The sequence below is a fragment of the Streptomyces sp. NPDC052064 genome, assembly GCF_055585925.1.
This window is the reverse complement of record NZ_JBVJJE010000011.1, coordinates 113,607-130,198: the sequence shown is the minus strand read 5'-3', so window position 1 is coordinate 130,198 and position 16,592 is coordinate 113,607. Positions and strand designations below refer to the sequence as shown.

The following is a 16,592-nucleotide window of genomic DNA, read 5'->3' as shown; positions in this document are numbered from 1 at the left end:
ATGAGCAACTACGGCGCTGAGTCCGCAGGCTCTCCCAGTGGCGGAGTGCAATCCGTTGACCGTGCTGTCGCCGTGCTGGAGATCCTCGCCCAGCACGGCGAGGCGGGCGTGAGTGAGGTGGCCGCGGCGATCGACGTCCACAAGTCCACCGCTTTCCGTCTGCTCGGCGCGCTGGAAGCGCATGGGATGGTCGAGCAGGAGAGCGAACGCGGAAAGTACCGTCTCGGCTTCGGCGTCGTGCGCCTGGCCGGCGCCGTGACGGGCCGCATCGCCGTCACCAGACACGGGCGCGGGATCTGTGAGCGTCTCGTCGACGATGTGGGCGAGACGCTGAACATCGCCGTGCTCGAGTCCCCCCACGCGATCAACCTCTACCAGGTGCGCGGCTCGTCCGCCATCGCCGCGCAGAACTGGGTGGGACGGCTGACGCCGCTGCACTGCACGTCGAGCGGCAAGATCCTCCTGGCCCACCTCGACCGCGAGGCCCGCGACGAGCTCCTCGCCGAGGCCGGTCTGCCCCGTCTGACACCGCGCACGGTGACCTCCAGGAAGAAGCTGGAGGCGGACCTGTCCGAAGCCCGGGAGCAGGGCTATGCCATCACGCTGGAGGAATACGAGGAGGGCCTCAACGCCCTGTCCGCTCCCGTGCGTTCGGAAGAAGGCGAGGTCGTCGCCGCCCTCAGCGCGTCGGGGCCGGCCTTCCGGCTGACCGACGAGCGGTTGCGCGAACTCGCGCCGCTGCTGGTCACGGGAGCGGACGAGATCAGCCGCCGTCTCGGGTATGCGGGCTGAGGCCCGGGAGGCCCGACTCGGTCGCTGACAGGGCAGGACCTCATGACATGCGGCGGTCGGTGATCCGGTGTCCGGATCACCGACCGCCGCCTGCATGTGCCCGCGTCAGCCCGTCCACTCCACAGCCGCGTCCAGCAGCCAGTCCGTCAGGTAGCCGGCGAAGGACGAACGGACCAGCACCCAGAAACCGGCACTGGGGTCGTCACGGGCGACCAGGACGACCTGAGTGCGGCCCAGGTTCGTCTGGGCGCAGCGACCCGGCCCGAAGGCCCGCGGGTGGAGATCCAGCGAGCAGCCGTGTGCCAGCACGTCGCGGGCCCGGGGACCCGCGACGAGGAGCGTGGTGCGCTGGGCCGAGACATCGATGACGGACACGGGCTCGTCGCCCGCGGCCTCACGGATCCGGCTCTCCAGGTCTTGCTGACCGCCCGGCGGGCCCACCACGAGCCACTCGTCGGGGCCGAGCCACAGCACGGTCAGCTCCCCGGCGCGGACCACGGTGTCGGGCTCGACGGGAAGTTGGAGACCCAGCGCCAGTCCCACGGCGTCCGCCGCCGCCCCCTTGAGGTCGAGGCGCACATTGATCTGGGTCAGGAAGGGCAGTTCCGCCAGCCGGATCGCGCCCCCGGAGGTGCGGGTCGCGGTGGCCAGTCGGTCGGCGGCATGCGACAGGGGGCTGCGGAGCGGGGTGGTAACGGCGGTGTCAGCCATCGCGGCGGGCTCCCTCGGGGTCGTAGAGGACGGGGCTCGCGACGGTCACCGGGACCAGCCGGTCGCCCACGGGGGCATAGAGTCGCTCACCGATGCGGTCCCGGCCGCCCTTGACCAGCGCCAGGGCGAAGGTACGGCCGAGGGCCGCGCTGCGGTAGCTGGACGTGACGTGGCCGAGCATCGGGACGGGCGGCGCGGGCAGCACACTGCCGGCGACCAGGTGCGTGCCCTCGGGGAGGAACGTGCCCGGGTCCTCCGGAAGCAGACCGACCAGATGCTTGCGGTCGGGGCGGGCGGTGTCGGCACGGGCGTGGGACCGCTTGCCGATGAAGTCCCGCTTCTTCTTCGAGACCACCCAGCTCATGCCGAGGTCCTGCGGTGTCACGGTGCCGTCGGTGTCCTGGCCGACGATCGGATAGCCCTTCTCCGCGCGCAGGACGTGCATGGTCTCCGTGCCGTACGGGGTGATGCCGTACGGGGCGCCGGCCTCGTACAGCGCCTCCCACAGGGCGAGGGCCTCCCACGGTGACACGTTGATCTCATAGGCGAGTTCACCGGAGAAGCTGATCCGGCACACGCGCGCGTCGATGCTGGCGACGGACGTCTCGCGCCACGCCATGAACGGGAAGTCCTCGTTCGCGACGGCGAGTCGAGGCGCGAGCGAGCCGAGTACCTCGCGGGAGCGGGGCCCGACCAGGGCGACGGTGGCCCACTGCTCGGTCACCGACGTGCAGTGGACGCGCAGTTCGGGCCACTCCGTCTGGAGCCACTCCTCCATCCAGTCCAGCACGGCGGCGGCGTTGCCCGTCGTGGTGGTGACCAGGTAGCGGTCCTGGTCGAGGCGGATCACCGTGCCGTCGTCGAAGACCATTCCGTCCGGGCGGCACATCACGCCGTAGCGGATCATGCCGACCTTCAGGGTGCTCATCATGTTGGTGTAGAGCAGGTCGAGGAAGACGCCGGCGTCCGGGCCCTGGACGTCGATCTTGCCGAGGGTGGAGGCGTCCATGAAGGCGACGCCCTCGCGGGCGGCGGCGCACTCGCGCAGGACGGCCGTCTCCATGTCCTCGCCGTCCTGCGGGTAGTACCAGGGCCGCTTCCACTGGCCGACGTTCTCGAACAGGGCGCCGTGCGCGACATGCCACTCGTGCAGGGCGGTGGTGCGGATCGGGTCGAGCAGGGCACCACGGTCGCGGCCGGCGAGAGCGGCGAAGGAGACCGGGGTGTACGGCGGCCGGAAGGTGGTGGTGCCGAGTGCGGAGATGTCCACGCCGAGCAGTTCGGCGACGACGCCACTGGCCAGGACGCCGGAGGTCTTGCCCTGGTCGTTCGCCGTGCCGGCCGTGGTGTAGCGCTTGGTGTGCTCGACGGAGCGCATGCCGGCGCCGGTCGCCCGGGCCAGGTCCTCGACGGTGACGTCGCGTTGCAGGTCGACGAAGCGCGGGGCGCCTTCTCGGCCCGGGACGGTGAAGACCCGCATGGGCGGTGTCTGCGGCGGTGTGGCCACCTGGGGCAGGTGGACCTCCTCCGCGGTGTAGCCCTCGGCCTCGATCGCGCGGGCGCCGGCGGCCGCTCCTTGCGCGAGGGCCCGGGCCAGGTCGAAGACACCGCTCGCGGCGCCCGCGACCTCGACCGCCTGACGGCAGGTGTCGGGGACGAACGTGCCGAGTTGCTCGTCGTAGCGGAGCTTGCCTCCCGCCTGGCTGAACAGGTGTGCCACCGGGTTCCAGCCGCCGGAGACCAGGAGCAGGTCGGCGGCGAACTCCCGCTGTCCCGCGGACTGTCCGTACGGGGCGACGGTCACGGAGGTGAGCCGGGGGGCGCCGTCCGTGGCGGTGACGGCGTGCCCCGTCAGCACCTCGATGCCTGCCTGCCGGGCGCGCGTCGCCCACTCCCCCGGTCCGGTGCGGGTGTCGACGACGGCCTCGATGGCCACGCCCGCCGCGGCGAGGTCCAGGGCCGCCGCGTAGGCGCTGTCGTTGGTGGTGAAGACGACCGCGCGGCGGCCGGGCAGGACGCCGTGGCGGTTGGCGTAGGCGCGGGCTGAGGCAGCCAGCATCACGCCCGGACGGTCGTTGTCCGCGAAGGCCAGCGACCGTTCGTGCGCGCCGGTGGCGAGGACGACGCGGCGGGCGCGGATGCGCCAGACGCGTTCGCGGGAGACGTTCTCGGGGGCCTCGGCGCCCAAGTGGTTGGTGCGGCGCTCCACGGCGAGCAGGTGGTTGTCGTCGTAGTAACCGAAGACGGTGGTGCGGCGCAGGACGCGCACGTGGGGGGCGGCGTCGAGCCGGGCGGTCGCCTCGGTCACCCAGTCGAGGTGTTCGCCGGTGCCGAGGAGGCTGCCGCCGGGTTCCGGCTGGTCGTCGGCGAGGATGACGCGGGCACCTGATCGGGCGGCGGCTTGCGCTGCGGCGAGGCCGGCCGGGCCCGCGCCCACGACCAGGAGGTCGCAGTGGGTGTGCACGGCGTCGTAGCGGGCCGGGTCCGGGTCGGTGGCGAGGCGGCCCTGGCCGGGGAGACTGGTCGCGACGAGGCCGTCGTAGAGCTCGACGGTGGTGGCGGGGAGCATGGGCTCGGGGAACGGGGCCTCGATCTGGACGACCGCGTTGGGTTCCTCGACGCCGACCGAGAAGATGCCGCGTGGGCGGCCCAGCTTGATGCTGGTGCCGGTCTCGATGACGCCGTTGGCGAGGAGGGCGGAGGCGAGGGTGTCGCCCCTGTAGCCCTGGTATGCGGTGCCGTCGAAGGTGAAGGTGATCGGGGTGTCGCGGTGGATTCGGCCGCGGGCGGGGTGGCGGAACGACTGGGTGGTTTCGCCCCCGCCGCCCTTACCCTTCCCGTCCTGAAGGGGCTCTGCCCCTTCGACCCCGCCGAGGGCTGCGCCCCCGGGCCCCCCTTCGGCCTGGACGGCCTCGTCCTCAAGCGCAGGACGGGCTGAATGCACTGAACGCGACTCGAAGGTGGCAGGGCGCTCCTCCCCCGCCCGGTAAACCGTCAGAATCTCGTTGGTCGACGTGTCCCGCACCGCGTTGAACCAGCGGCGGCAGCCCGCCGCATGGCTCCAGCGCTCGGCGAAGGGGCCCCTCGGGTTGTCGCGGAAGAAGAGGTAGCGGGCCCACTCCTCGTCGGTGAGGGAGGACGGGTCCTGCGGGTACGGCACATGGGCCTGGCCGCCATAGTGGAACTCGGCCTCGTCGCGGGGCCCGCACCACGGGCAGGGGATCAGCAGCATGGGTCGGCTCCCTGATGGTCCTAGTGGGCGACCGCGGCCGCGCCGTGCTCGTCGACGAGCGCGCCGGTGGTGAAACGGTCGAGCGAGAAGGGGGCGTTCAGCGGATGCGGTGTGTCGTGGGCGATGGTGTGGGCGTAGACCCAGCCGACGCCCGGGGTGGCCTTGAAACCGCCGGTTCCCCAGCCGCAGTTGAGGTAGAGGTTGTCGACCGGGCTGAGGCCGATGATCGGTGAGGCGTCGGGGCTGACGTCGACGATGCCGCCCCAGGTGCGCAGGACGTGGGCGCGGGCGAAGACCGGGAAGAGTTCCAGGGCCGCCGACATCTGCTCTTCGATGATGTGGAAGGCGCCGCGCTGGGTGTAGGAGTTGTACGCGTCGATGCCCGCGCCCATCACCAGCTCGCCCTTGTGGGCCTGGCTGACGTACACGTGGACCGCGTTGGACATGACGACCGTCGGGTGCACCGGCTCCAGCAACTCCGACACCAGGGCCTGCAGGGGGTGGCTCTGGACGGGGAGTTCGACGCCCGCCATGGCCGCCAGGACCGAGGTGTGGCCCGCCGAGCAGAGCGCGACCTTGCCGGCCGCGATCGGTCCCCGGGTGGTCTGGACTCCCACCACCCGGTTGCCGACGACGTCGAGGCCTGTCACCTCGCAGTTCTGGATGATGTCGATCCCGGCGGCGTCGGCTGAGCGGGCCAGGCCCCACGCCACGTGGTCGTGCTTGGCGATGCCCGCGCGCGGCTGGTAGGTCGCGCCCAGGACCGGATAGCGCACGTCCGGGGAGATGTTGACGATCGGGCAGACGTCCTTGACGCCGTCCGCGTCGAGCCACTCGGCGTCCACGCCGTTGAGGCGGTTGGCCTCGACGCGGCGCACGCTGTCGCGGACGTCCTGGAGGCTGTGGGCGAGGTTCAGTACGCCACGCTGGGAGAACAGGATCGGGTAGTCGAGCTCGTCCGCCAGCCCCTCCCACAGCTTGAGCGCGTGCTCGTAGATGCCGGCGCTCTCGTCCCACAGGTAGTTGGAACGGATGATCGTGGTGTTGCGGGCCATGTTGCCGCCCGCCAGCCAGCCCTTCTCCAGCACGGCGACGTTGGTGATGCCGTGGTTCTTCGCCAGGTAGTGGGCGGTGGCCAGGCCGTGGCCGCCGCCGCCCACGACGACGACGTCGTACGAGCGCTTCGGCTCGGGGTTGCGCCACAGCCAGTCGGGGTGTTCGGGGAGCTCGGCGCCTGGGGTGCGGGGGCTCATCGGGCATCTCCGTCTTCGGACAGGTGGGGGTAGAGCGGGTGCTTGGCGGCCAGGGCCTCCGTGCGGGCGCGCAGGGCGGCCACGTCCGGCTCCGGCTGGAGGGCGAGGGCGATCACGTCCGCGACCTCGGCGAAGTCCGCCTCGGTGAAGCCGCGGGTGGCCAGGGCCGGGGTGCCGATGCGCAGGCCCGAGGTGACCATGGGCGGGCGCGGGTCGAAGGGCACGGCGTTGCGGTTGACGGTGATGCCGATCTCGTGGAGCAGGTCCTCGGCCTGCCGGCCGTCGAGTTCCGAGTCGCGCAGGTCGACCAGGACCAGGTGGACGTCCGTGCCTCCGGTCAGGACCTTCACCCCGGCCGCCGCTGCGTCGGGCCGGGTGAGGCGTTCGGCGAGGATGCGGGAGCCGGCGAGCGTGCGGGCCTGGCGTTCGGCGAACTCGGGCGACGCGGCGACCTTGAACGACACCGCCTTCGCAGCGATGACGTGCTCCAGGGGGCCGCCCTGCATACCGGGGAACACGGCAGAGTTGATCTTCTTGGCGAGGTCGGCCTCGTTGGTGAGGATGACGCCGCCGCGCGGGCCGCCGAGTGTCTTGTGGGTCGTGGTGGTCGTGACGTGGGCGTGCGGTACGGGGTTGGGGTGCAGTCCCGCCGCCACCAGTCCCGCGAAGTGCGCCATGTCGACCATCAACAGGGCACCCACCTCGTCGGCGATCCTGCGGAACTCCGCGAAGTCCAGCTGCCTCGGGTACGCCGACCAGCCCGCGATGATCATCTTGGGGCGGTGTTCCTTGGCGAGCCGCTCCACCTCGTCCATGTCGACGAGGTTGTCCGCCTCGGACACGTGGTATGGCACGACATTGAGCATCTTGCCGCTGTAGTTGATGCGCATGCCGTGCGTGAGGTGCCCGCCGTGCGCGAGGTCGAGACCGAGGACGGTGTCGCCGGGCTGGAGCAGGGCGAAGAAGACGGCGGTGTTCGCCTGGGCGCCCGAGTGCGGCTGCACATTGGCGAAGCCCGCGCCGAAGAGGGACTTGATCCGCTCGATGGCCAGCCGCTCGGTGACGTCGACGTGTTCGCAGCCACCGTAGTAACGGCGGCCCGGGTAGCCCTCGGCGTACTTGTTGGTCGCGACCGAGCCCTGGGCCTCCATCACGGCGGAGGGCGCGAAGTTCTCGGAGGCGATCATCTCCAGGGTGGACTGCTGGCGGTGCAGTTCGGCGCGGAGCGCGGCGTGGACCTCGGGGTCCAGCTCCGCCAGGGGGGTGTTCAGCGCGTTCATACGGTGTTCGCGTTCCTCTCGGCGGCCTCGACGACATTGGCGAGCAGCATGGCCCGGGTCATGGGGCCCACACCCCCGGGCATCGGGGCCAGCCATCCGGCGACCTGGGCGGCCTCCGGGTGGATGTCACCCACCAGCCCCTGGTCGGTGCGGGTGATACCGACATCGAGGACGGCCGCCCCGGGGCGCAGCATGTCCTTGGTGATCAGTCCGGGCGAGCCGGCGGCAGCGACGACGATGTCCGCCTCGCGTACGTGCCAGGCCAGGCCCTTGGTGCCGGTGTGGCAGAGGGTGACGGTGGCGTTCTCGGACCTGCGGGTGAGGAGGAGCCCGATGGGCCGCCCGACGGTGATGCCCCGGCCGATCACGCACACCCGCGCTCCGGCGAGGGGCACGTCGTGGCGGCGGAGCAGTTCGACGATGCCGCGCGGGGTGCACGGCAGCGGGGCCTCGACGCCGAGGACGAGCCGGCCGAGGTTGACGGGGTGCAGTCCGTCGGCGTCCTTGGCCGGGTCCATGCGTTCCAGTACGGCGTTGGCGTCGAGGTGGCGCGGCAGCGGCAGCTGGACGATGTAGCCGGTGCAGGCAGGGTCGGCGTTGAGTTCGTCGATCGTCTCCTCGACCTGCTGCTGCGAGGCGTCGGCGGGCAGCTCCCGGCGGATGGAGGCGATGCCCACCTGGGCGCAGTCGCGGTGCTTGCCGCCGACGTAGGCGTGGCTACCGGGGTCGTCGCCGACCAGGACGGTGCCCAGTCCCGGTGCCCGGCCGGTGGTCGCGGTCAGCTTGGCGACGCGCTCGGAGAGTTCGCGGCGAATGACAGCGGCGGTGGCCTTACCGTCGAGCAGTTGTGCGGTCACCTGGTGAGTTCCTTCCAACGAGGCCGAGCTTGAACGCCCTCTAGGGGCGCGGGGAACTGCGCGACAAGCCACGACGCGCCCGCAGACGAAGACTCAGCCACGAAGCCGGGACATCGTCGGATCGAACAAAGGCTCCTCAGCCACTACCGCCTCGACGGACTGATCGAAGTACCCGATGTGCACAACGGTCCCCGGAGCGGCCAGCTCCACCGGCAACCACGCATAGGCAATGCCCTTGCCGATCGTGTATCCATACGCGGCACTGGTGACGTAACCCACCGCACAGTCCCCGTCGTACACCGGCTCCTTGCCCATGACGACGGCCTTCGGGTCGTCGATCGTGAGACAGGTGAGCTTCCGCCGTACGTCGGCCTTACGCCGCTCCAACGCCGCCTTGCCGATGAAGTCGTCCTTGTCGAGCTTGACGGCGAATCCGACTCCGGCCTCGTAGGGGTCGTGCTCGTAGGTCATGTCCGTGCCGAAGGAGCGGTAGCCCTTCTCCAGGCGGAGGCTGTTGAACGCGCCGCGGCCGGCCGCGATGCCGCCGAGCGGCTCGGCCGCCTGCCACAGGGTGTCCCACAGTTTTCCGCCCAGGTCGGCGGTGGTGTACAGCTCCCAGCCGAGCTCACCGACATAGCTCAGCCGCATCGCGGTGACGGGGACGGAGCCGATGTGGGCGCGTTTGGCCCGGAAGTACTTCAGGCCGGTCGCCGAGAAGTCGGCGTCGGTGAGCGGCTGGAGGACGTCGCGGGCGCGGGGGCCCCACAGGCCGATGCAGCAGGTGCCGGGGGTGATGTCGCGGACCTGGACCGTGCCGTCGGCGGGGAGGTGGCGGGTGAACCAGTCGAGGTCCAGGTTGCCGTTGGCGCCGACCTGGAAGAGGTCGGGGGCCAGCCGGGCGACGGTGATGTCGCTGCGGATGCCGCCGTCGTGGTCGAGGAGCAGGGTGTACGTCACCGAGCCGACGGACTTGGCGACCTTGCCGGTGCACAGCCGCTCCAGGAACTCGCCGGCACCGCGCCCGCTGACCTCGAGCCGCTTGAGGGCCGTCATGTCGTACATCGCGACGGTCTCACGGGTGGTCTGGGCCTCGGCGGCGACGATGGGCGACCAGTACCGCGCGGCCCAGTCGTTGGGGGTGACGATGGAACGGCCTTCGACCAGGCCCGCGTTGGCCTCGTACCACTGGGGGCGCTCCCAGCCGTTCGCCTCCAGGAAGAAGGCGCCCAGCTCCTGCTGGCGGGCGTGGAACGGGCTCGTGCGGATCGGGCGCGGGTCCCCCGACGGCTGGAGGGGGTGGAGGATGTCGTAGACCTCGACGAAGTTCTGGCAGTCGCGGGCCAGGACGTACTCCGGCGAGAGCTGGTGCGGCTCGAAGCGGTTGACGTCGCACTCGTGCAGGTCGAACGAGGAGCAGTAGCCGTCGACCAGCCATTCGGCCATGGCCCGTCCGACGCCCGCGGAGTGGGTGACCCAGACGGCCTCGGCGACCCAGAAGCCCTTGACGTCCGGGGATTCGCCGAGCAGCGGCAGGCCGTCGGTGGTGAAGGAGAACAGGCCGTTGATGCCCTCTTCGACCTTGGCGTCCTTGGTCGCGGGGAGCAGCGACTGGGTCTCGCTCCAGGCCTCCTCGAAGTCCTCCTCGGTGAACTTCAGGACGGACGGCATCTCGTCGGCCTCGTCCACGGAGAGGATGTCGTCGGCCGAGATCGGCATCGGGCGGTGGCCGTAGTAGCCGATGCCCAGGCCGTCGAAGCGGTCGCGGTAGTAGAGGTCGGCGTCCTGGTGGCGCAGGATCGGGCGGACCGCCTCCTGCGTCTGGCCCGCCAGGGCCGGTACCGGGCCCGTCCAGGCGAGTTGGTGGGCGAGCGGCGTGAGCGGGAGGTTCATGCCGGACATCCGGGCGATCTTCGGGCCCCAGATGCCGGCGCAGCACACGACGATGTCGGCGGGGATCTCGCCCTGGTCGGTGAGGACGCCGGTCACCCGGCCTTCGGCCCGCTGGATGTCGAGGACTTCGTGGCGGGCGAGGAAGCGCACGCCACGCTCGGTGGCCCGGCGGATCTGCGCCTCGACGGCGAGGACCGCCTTCGCGAGGCCGTCCGTGGGCACGAGGAGACCGGCGAGGACCTTGTCCGGGTTGACGAGCGGGTGCCGCTCGACGCACTCCTCGGTGCTCAGCAGCCGGGATTCGATGCCCCAGGAGGCGAGCCAGCCGTGGCGCCGCTGCAGTTCCGTGACGCGCTCCGGGCTGGTCGCCACCTCCAGGCCGCCGACCTGGAGGAAGCAGGGCTGACCGTCCACGTCGAGCGAGCAGAACTTCTCGACGGTGTAACGGGCCATCTCCGTCATGGTCTTGGAGGGGTTGGTCTGGAAGACCAGGCCCGGGGCGTGCGACGACGATCCCCCGGTGGCGGGCAGCGGGCCCTGGTCGACCACGGTCACTTCGGTCCAGCCTCGCGCGGAGATCTCATCGGCGAGCGCTGCTCCCACGACGCCCGCTCCGATGATGACCACCCGGGGTCCCGCCATCGCCGCACCTCCGACGTTGAAAGCGATCCAGTTGCTGTCTGCGCAACAGGGTTCAGGTTGCGCAACTCAATGTGCCCGCCGTGGACAGGCGTGTCAAGGGGTCCGCGACGCCGGAAAAACCCCCGGGAGCGGCAGGGAGGAAACACCGGAAAACGACGAGGCCCGGCAGGCTGCGGACACAGCCTGCCGGGCCTTTCCGGCGGGGTTCACCAGGGCGGTCGTGCGCGCTACTTGATCCAGGCGTCGACCTTGTCGCGGTTGGCCTCGACCCACTTCTTCGCCGCGGCCTCGGGCGCCATCTTGTCCACCGCGATGTACTTGGCCACGGTGTTCTGGTCGTCGTTCGTCCAGGTGAAGTTCTTCACCAGGTCATAGGCCGGGCTGCCCGACTTGGCGAACTTGGCGCTGACGATCTTGTCGAGTTTGTACACCGGGTAGTCGCAGGCGACCTTCTCGGCGTCGGCGTCGCAGCCTTCCTTGTACTCGGGCAGGCTGACCTTCTTCAACGGCACCTCGGACAGGAACCACTGCGGCTCGTAGAAGTAGCCGATCACCCATTCCTTGTTCTTCTCGGCGTTGCGGTACGCCTGGATGAGCGCGGTCTCGCTGCCCGCGTACACCACCTTGAAGTCCAGCTTGAGGTTCTTCACCAGCGCCTCGTCGTTGGTGACGTACGAGGGGTCGCCGTCGAGGAGCTGCCCCTTTCCGCCCGACTCCGAGGTCTTGAACTTCGACGCGTACTTGTTCAGGTTCTTCCAGTCCAAGATGTCCGGGTGCGCCTTGGCCAGCCACGGCGGCACGTACCAGCCGATGAGGCCCTCGTTGCCGGTCGGGCCCGCGTCGACGGCGGTCTTCTGCTGGGTGATGTACTTCTTCTTCAGGTCGTCGTGACCCCAGTTCTCGACGACGGCGTCGACCTCGCCCGTCCCGAAGCCCTGCCAGGCGATCTCCTCCTTCAGATCCTTCTGCTCGACCTTGCAGCCGAGGTCGTGCTCGGCGACGTAGGCGAGGACCGCCGCGTTCGCCTCGTAGCCCACCCAGGGGTTGATCGCGAGGTTGAAGGTGCCGCACTTGCCCGAGCTGCCCGAGCCGCCGGCGCTGTCGTCGCCGACCTTCGCGCCGCCGCAGGCCGTGAGAGTGAGGCCGAGGACGGCCAGGCCGGCCGCGCCGGCTCTGAAGTGTCGTGCCATGGTGTGGTGCTCCTTATGCGCCGGCGCGGCGAGCCGCTGCCTGAGTGATCCGATCGAACATGACTCCGAGCAGGACGATGGCCAGCCCCGCCGCGAGTCCCTTGCCGTACAGCTGTCCCTGCGAGAACCCGGCCACCACGTCGTAGCCGAGGGCACCCGCGCCCACCAGGCCGCCCACGACGACCATCGACAGCACATAGATCAGGCCCTGGTTGGTCGCGAGGGTCAGGGCGCCCCGCGACATCGGCAGTTGGACCTTGGTGATGATCTGCCAGGTGTTGCACCCGGTGGACGTCGCCGCCTCGACGGTGGCCTCGGGCACGGCCCGCACCCCGTCGGCGATGATCTTGATGGCGACCGGCGCCGCGTAGACGACGGCGGCGACGATGGCCGTGAACCGTGTCGCGCCGAACAGCGCGAGGAACGGCACGAGATAGACGAACGGCGGCATGACCTGGGCCGCGTCCAGGGAGGGCCTCAGCAGCCGGTCCACGAGCGCACTGCGGCCCATCCATACGCCGAGGGCGACGCCGAGCAGCATCACCAGCACCGCCGCCACCGCGGTGGACGCCAGCGTCGTCATGGCGTCCGACCAGACACCGGTACCGACCAGCAGGCCCACACACACGACGGTGGTGGCCCCGGCGCGCCAGCCGCCGAGCACCGTGCCGACCGCGACGAGGGCGGCGCCGACGAGCCACCACGGCGAGTCGGTCAGCAGGGTCTGGAACGGATTGAGCAAACCGTTGGTGAGCACGTCACGGAAGGCGTTGGTGAGGCCCGACAGGTTGTCCTGCGCCCAGGTGGTCACATCGTCCGCCGTCCTGGCGATGCCGCTGCCGATGCCGCCCTCGCCGGGGAACTCGGCCGCCCATATGTAGGTGTGCGACAGATACACCAGCACCGCTGCCGCCACCGCGCCCGCCGCGAGCAACTGCCGCCGCCACTTGAGGAAGGGACTGTCCGAGCCCCGGGCCGTCTCCGCCCGGCCGCTCGCCGCGGTGGTGACCCGGTCCAGCACGATGGCCATGACGACGATGGCCAGACCGGCGTTGAAGGCCGTGCCGACGTCCAGTGACTGCAGGGCCTGGATGACGGTCGCGCCAAGGCCGGGCGCGTTGATCAGGGCCGCGATGGTCACCATGGCCAGGGCGGCCATGATGGTCTGGTTGATGCCCATCACCACGGTCCGCTTGGACATCGGAAGCAGGACCTTCAGCAGCGCCTGCCGCCGAGTCGCGCCCATCGAGTCCGCCGCCTCGACGGTGGCCTGTGGTACGGAGCGGATGGCGTGCGCGGTGATGCGGATCGCCGGTGGAGCCGCGTAGATGGTGGTGGCGATCGTGGCGGAGGCGGGACCGATCAGGAAGAACAGGGTCAGCGGCGCCAGATAGACGAAGGTCGGCATCGTCTGCATGAAGTCCAGGAACGGCGTCACGATCCGGTTGACCCGGTCCGACAACCCGGCCCACACGCCCAGGGGAATGGCGAACAGCAGCGCCACGAAGACCGCGGAGAGGGTCAGCGCCAGGGTGTCCATGCTCTCCTGCCAGAGCCCTTGCAGGCCGAGGAAGGTGAAGCCGGCCACGGCCAGCAGCGCGACCCGCCAGTTGCCCACGGCCCAGGAGACGTAGCCGACGACGCCGACGACACCGAGCCAGCCGACTTGCGGCACCGGGCGGCCCGGGGTCGGCTGCGAGATCAGATCCTGCACGAAGGTCACCAGGGAGTCGATGACCAGGCGGATCTCGTTGAAGAAGTAGAGGAAGAGCGGATTGGAGTTGCGGTTCGCGCCGATCGAGTCGTTGACGTCGTTGAACCACCGGTGCAGGTCGGTCAGGTCGGCCGCGGCCAGGGACAGTGTCTGCTTGCCGCGCAGCACGGCGAAGAGCACGAGCCAGACCAGCAGGATCCCGGCCACCACCACGCCGCGGTTGACCGTGCGCACGCGCCGGGCGGGAGCGGGCGGCTCCACGGTCCCGGTCTTCTCCGGTTTCTCGATCGCGACGGTCATCACGCGTCGCCTTCCTGCCCGGCGACCACCGCGAGGATCTCCTCGTCACCGACGATGCCGAGCAGCTTGCCGTCCTCCACGACCTTGACCGGCTTCTCGGCCGCGAGCACCGCCCGCGTGGCCTCCTTCACCACGACGTCCGGGCCGAGCTCGGGACCGTCCAGGGGGTCGTCGGGCTCCGCCGGGCGCATGATCCACCGCAGGGTCAGTACGTCACCGCGGGGCACGTCCCTGACGAAGTCGCGTACGTAGTCGTCGGCGGGGGCCCCGACCAGTTCGTCGCCGGTGCCGCACTGGACCATCCTGCCGTCGCGCATGATGAGGATGCGGTCGCCCAGCCGCAGCGCCTCCGACAGATCGTGGGTGATGAACACCATCGTCTTGCCGACCTCGTGATGCAGCCGGACGACCTCGTTCTGCATGTCACGGCGGATCAGCGGGTCGAGCGCGGAGAACGGCTCGTCGAAGAGGAGTATGTCCGGGTCGCCGGCCAGTGCGCGGGCGAGACCCACGCGTTGCTGCATACCGCCGGAGAGCTGGTCCGGGTAGGAGCTCTCGTACCCGGAGAGCCCGACGAGTTCGACGACCTCCAGCGCCCGTCTCGTGCGCTCGGCCCGGCTCATGCCGCGGATCTCCAGACCGAACGCCACGTTCTCGACGACCCGGCGGTGCGGCAGCAGCCCGAAGTGCTGGAAAACCATGGAGAACTTGCTGCGGCGCAGTTCGCGCAGGCGGCCCGCGTCCGCGTCGCGGATGTTCTCGCCCTCGAAGAGGATCTCGCCGGCGGTGGGTTCGATGAGCCGGGTCAGACAGCGCACCAGGGTGGACTTGCCGGAGCCGGACAGGCCCATGACGACGAACACCTCGCCGGGCGAGACCTCGAAGTCCACGTCGCGCACGGCGGCGGTGCATCCGGTGCGGTCCATCAGTTCGCGGCGGGTGAGCCCGCGCAGTTCCTCGGAGCCCGGTACCTGGTCCGCCTTCGGCCCGAACACCTTCCACAGCTCGCGTACGGATATGACCGGGTCGGGTGCCGAGTCCTGGGGTGTGCCGCGCCGCTGCGGCACCTCGGTCGTTGCTGGGGTCATGTTCGACCTCTTTTCGGCGTTCAGCCGCGGAACCAGTGCTGCGGCCGTGGTTGGATGTTCTGCCAGATGTGTTTGGGTTCCCGGTACTCGTCCAAGCCGGTCGGGCCCAGCTCCCGGCCCACGCCGGAGTGCCCGAACCCACCCCATTCCGCCTGCGGCACATAGGGGTGGTAGTCGTTGATCCACACCGTGCCGTGACGCAGCCGGCGGGCGACCCGCTGGGCCTTCCCCGCGTCCTGCGTCCAGACGGCGCCCGCGAGTCCGTACTCGGTGTCGTTGGCGATGCGTACGGCGTCGTCCTCGCCGGTGAAGCGCTCCACCGTGAGCACGGGCCCGAAGGACTCCTCGTGCACCACCCGCATGTCCTGACCGCACTCGTCGAGCACGGTGGGCGGGTAGTAGTGGCCGTCGGCCAGGGCCGGGTCGTCGGGGCGTTCGCCACCGCAGCGCAGGACGGCGCCCTCGGCGAGTCCGGCGGCGACGTACGCCTCGACCTTCGCCAGGTGCTGCGCTGAGATCAGCGGGCCGGTATCGGCCCGCGGATCGAAGGGGCCGCCGAGCCGGATCCGCCGGGCGCGGCGGACCACCTCGTCGACGAACCGGTCGTGCAGCGAGTCCTCGACGATCAGCCGGGCGCCGGCCGAGCAGACCTGGCCCGAATGCAGGAAGACGGCCGTGAGCGCGAAGTCCACGGCCGTCTCGAAGTCGGCGTCGGCGAAGACGACATTGGGGTTCTTGCCGCCGAGCTCCAGCGCGACCTTCTTCACGGTCGCGGCGGCGGTGGCCATGATGCGTCTGCCGGTGTCCAGGCCGCCGGTGAAGGAGATCATGTCGACGGCGGGGTCCTCGGCGAGGGGTGCGCCCGCCTCGGGTCCGGTCCCCAGGACGAGGTTGGCGGCACCGGCCGGGAGCCCGGCCTCCGCCAGTGCCTTCATCAGCAGGATGGACGTCGATGGGGTGAGTTCACTGGGCTTGAGGACGATCGTGTTGCCCGCGAGGAGAGCGGGCGCGACCTTCCAACTCGCCTGGAGCAGCGGGTAGTTCCAGGGGGTGATCAGTCCGCACACACCGATCGGCTCGTACACGACGCGGCTGACGGCGTCGTCGCGGCCTGTGTCGATCACCCGGCCGGCGTCGGTGCCGGCGAGCCCTCCGTAGTAGCGGAAGCAGGAGACGACGTCGGCGATGTCGTACTCACTCTCCACCAGCCGTTTACCGGTGTCCAGCGATTCGGCGCGGGCGAACGCGTCGGCGTCGCGTTCGAGCAGGTCAGCTGTGCGCAGGAGGAGCGCGCCGCGCTCTCGCTCGGAGGTGCGCGGCCAGGGCCCCTCGTCGAAGGCCCGGCGAGCCGCGGCGATGGCCGCCTCGGTGTCCGGACGGGTACCTTCGGACACGGTCACGGAAAGCGTGCCGTCCGCGGGGCAGCGGATGTCCCGGTGGCCGCCGGCCACGGGATCCCGCCATTTTCCGTCCACGTACAGGTCTGCCACGTCGAGGGCCCTTCGAGCGAATAGCGTTGCGCATCGTGCACCGTATTGCTTGTGGTGGAACACTCTGTAGAAGGCTGCACCCCACGTCAAGGGGGTGACCGATGACGGTTTCGCCAAGGAGACAACCACGGGGAGACTACGCCGGCCGGCCCG

General features: G+C 70.3%; 11 protein-coding genes. 1 reads left to right on the top strand and 10 read right to left on the bottom strand.

Annotated features, from left to right (window positions below; translation table 11 throughout):
* Nucleotides 1–792, top strand: coding sequence for an IclR family transcriptional regulator (locus ACZ6TU_RS28280; protein WP_467677402.1), 792 nt, complete (start codon nucleotides 1–3; stop codon nucleotides 790–792).
* A gap of 105 nt (nucleotides 793–897) precedes the next feature.
* On the opposite strand, the gene ACZ6TU_RS28275 is transcribed toward ACZ6TU_RS28280, so the two are convergent.
* The 10 genes from ACZ6TU_RS28275 to ACZ6TU_RS28230 form a co-directional block, all read right to left on the bottom strand.
* Nucleotides 898–1,503 (bottom strand): sarcosine oxidase subunit gamma, encoded by a 606-nt coding sequence (locus ACZ6TU_RS28275; protein WP_467677400.1) that lies wholly within the window; start codon nucleotides 1,501–1,503, stop codon nucleotides 898–900.
* Entirely contained in the window at nucleotides 1,496–4,735 is a 3,240-nt protein-coding gene (locus ACZ6TU_RS28270; protein WP_469551908.1) for a sarcosine oxidase subunit alpha family protein, read from the bottom strand. Before ACZ6TU_RS28270 ends, ACZ6TU_RS28275 begins: the two co-directional genes overlap by 8 nt.
* Nucleotides 4,736–4,755: 20 nt before the next feature.
* A complete protein-coding gene (locus tag ACZ6TU_RS28265; protein WP_467677396.1) occupies nucleotides 4,756–5,988 on the bottom strand; it encodes a sarcosine oxidase subunit beta family protein in 1,233 nt (410 codons plus the stop codon).
* Complete coding sequence (gene glyA, locus ACZ6TU_RS28260; protein ID WP_467677394.1) at nucleotides 5,985–7,268, bottom strand: serine hydroxymethyltransferase; 1,284 nt, start codon at nucleotides 7,266–7,268, stop codon at nucleotides 5,985–5,987. Before glyA ends, ACZ6TU_RS28265 begins: the two co-directional genes overlap by 4 nt.
* Nucleotides 7,265–8,125, bottom strand: coding sequence for a bifunctional methylenetetrahydrofolate dehydrogenase/methenyltetrahydrofolate cyclohydrolase (locus ACZ6TU_RS28255; protein ID WP_467677392.1), 861 nt, complete (start codon nucleotides 8,123–8,125; stop codon nucleotides 7,265–7,267). Before ACZ6TU_RS28255 ends, glyA begins: the two co-directional genes overlap by 4 nt.
* A gap of 93 nt (nucleotides 8,126–8,218) precedes the next feature.
* On the bottom strand, nucleotides 8,219–10,657 hold the full coding sequence (locus ACZ6TU_RS28250) for a GcvT family protein (protein WP_469551906.1): 2,439 nt from the start codon (nucleotides 10,655–10,657) through the stop codon (nucleotides 8,219–8,221).
* Between the two features lie 227 nt (nucleotides 10,658–10,884).
* Entirely contained in the window at nucleotides 10,885–11,847 is a 963-nt protein-coding gene (locus ACZ6TU_RS28245; RefSeq protein ID WP_467677388.1) for an ABC transporter substrate-binding protein, read from the bottom strand.
* 13 nt (nucleotides 11,848–11,860) lie between these two features.
* A complete protein-coding gene (locus tag ACZ6TU_RS28240; protein ID WP_469551904.1) occupies nucleotides 11,861–13,861 on the bottom strand; it encodes an ABC transporter permease in 2,001 nt (666 codons plus the stop codon).
* The gene (locus tag ACZ6TU_RS28235; RefSeq protein ID WP_193478677.1) at nucleotides 13,861–14,949 is read right to left on the bottom strand and encodes a quaternary amine ABC transporter ATP-binding protein; all 1,089 of its coding nucleotides are present in this window, start codon (nucleotides 14,947–14,949) and stop codon (nucleotides 13,861–13,863) included. The genes ACZ6TU_RS28240 and ACZ6TU_RS28235 overlap by 1 nt, the downstream gene beginning before the upstream one ends.
* A 20-nt stretch (nucleotides 14,950–14,969) precedes the next feature.
* Nucleotides 14,970–16,439: an aldehyde dehydrogenase family protein gene (locus ACZ6TU_RS28230; RefSeq protein ID WP_467677383.1), complete on the bottom strand. Its 1,470-nt coding sequence runs from the start codon at nucleotides 16,437–16,439 to the stop codon at nucleotides 14,970–14,972.
* Nucleotides 16,440–16,592 lie beyond the last annotated feature (153 nt).

Excerpts from the sequence above, each read along its gene's own strand:
- ACZ6TU_RS28280 (WP_467677402.1), top strand. The coding sequence starts at position 1 with ATGAGCAACTACGGCGCTGAGTCCGCAGGCTCTCCCAGTGGCGGAGTG.
- ACZ6TU_RS28275 (WP_467677400.1), bottom strand. The coding sequence starts at position 1,503 with ATGGCTGACACCGCCGTTACCACCCCGCTCCGCAGCCCCCTGTCGCAT.
- ACZ6TU_RS28270 (WP_469551908.1), bottom strand. The coding sequence starts at position 4,735 with ATGCTGCTGATCCCCTGCCCGTGGTGCGGGCCCCGCGACGAGGCCGAG.
- ACZ6TU_RS28265 (WP_467677396.1), bottom strand. The coding sequence starts at position 5,988 with ATGAGCCCCCGCACCCCAGGCGCCGAGCTCCCCGAACACCCCGACTGG.
- glyA (WP_467677394.1), bottom strand. The coding sequence starts at position 7,268 with ATGAACGCGCTGAACACCCCCCTGGCGGAGCTGGACCCCGAGGTCCAC.
- ACZ6TU_RS28250 (WP_469551906.1), bottom strand. The coding sequence starts at position 10,657 with ATGGCGGGACCCCGGGTGGTCATCATCGGAGCGGGCGTCGTGGGAGCA.
- ACZ6TU_RS28245 (WP_467677388.1), bottom strand. The coding sequence starts at position 11,847 with ATGGCACGACACTTCAGAGCCGGCGCGGCCGGCCTGGCCGTCCTCGGC.
- ACZ6TU_RS28240 (WP_469551904.1), bottom strand. The coding sequence starts at position 13,861 with ATGACCGTCGCGATCGAGAAACCGGAGAAGACCGGGACCGTGGAGCCG.
- ACZ6TU_RS28235 (WP_193478677.1), bottom strand. The coding sequence starts at position 14,949 with ATGACCCCAGCAACGACCGAGGTGCCGCAGCGGCGCGGCACACCCCAG.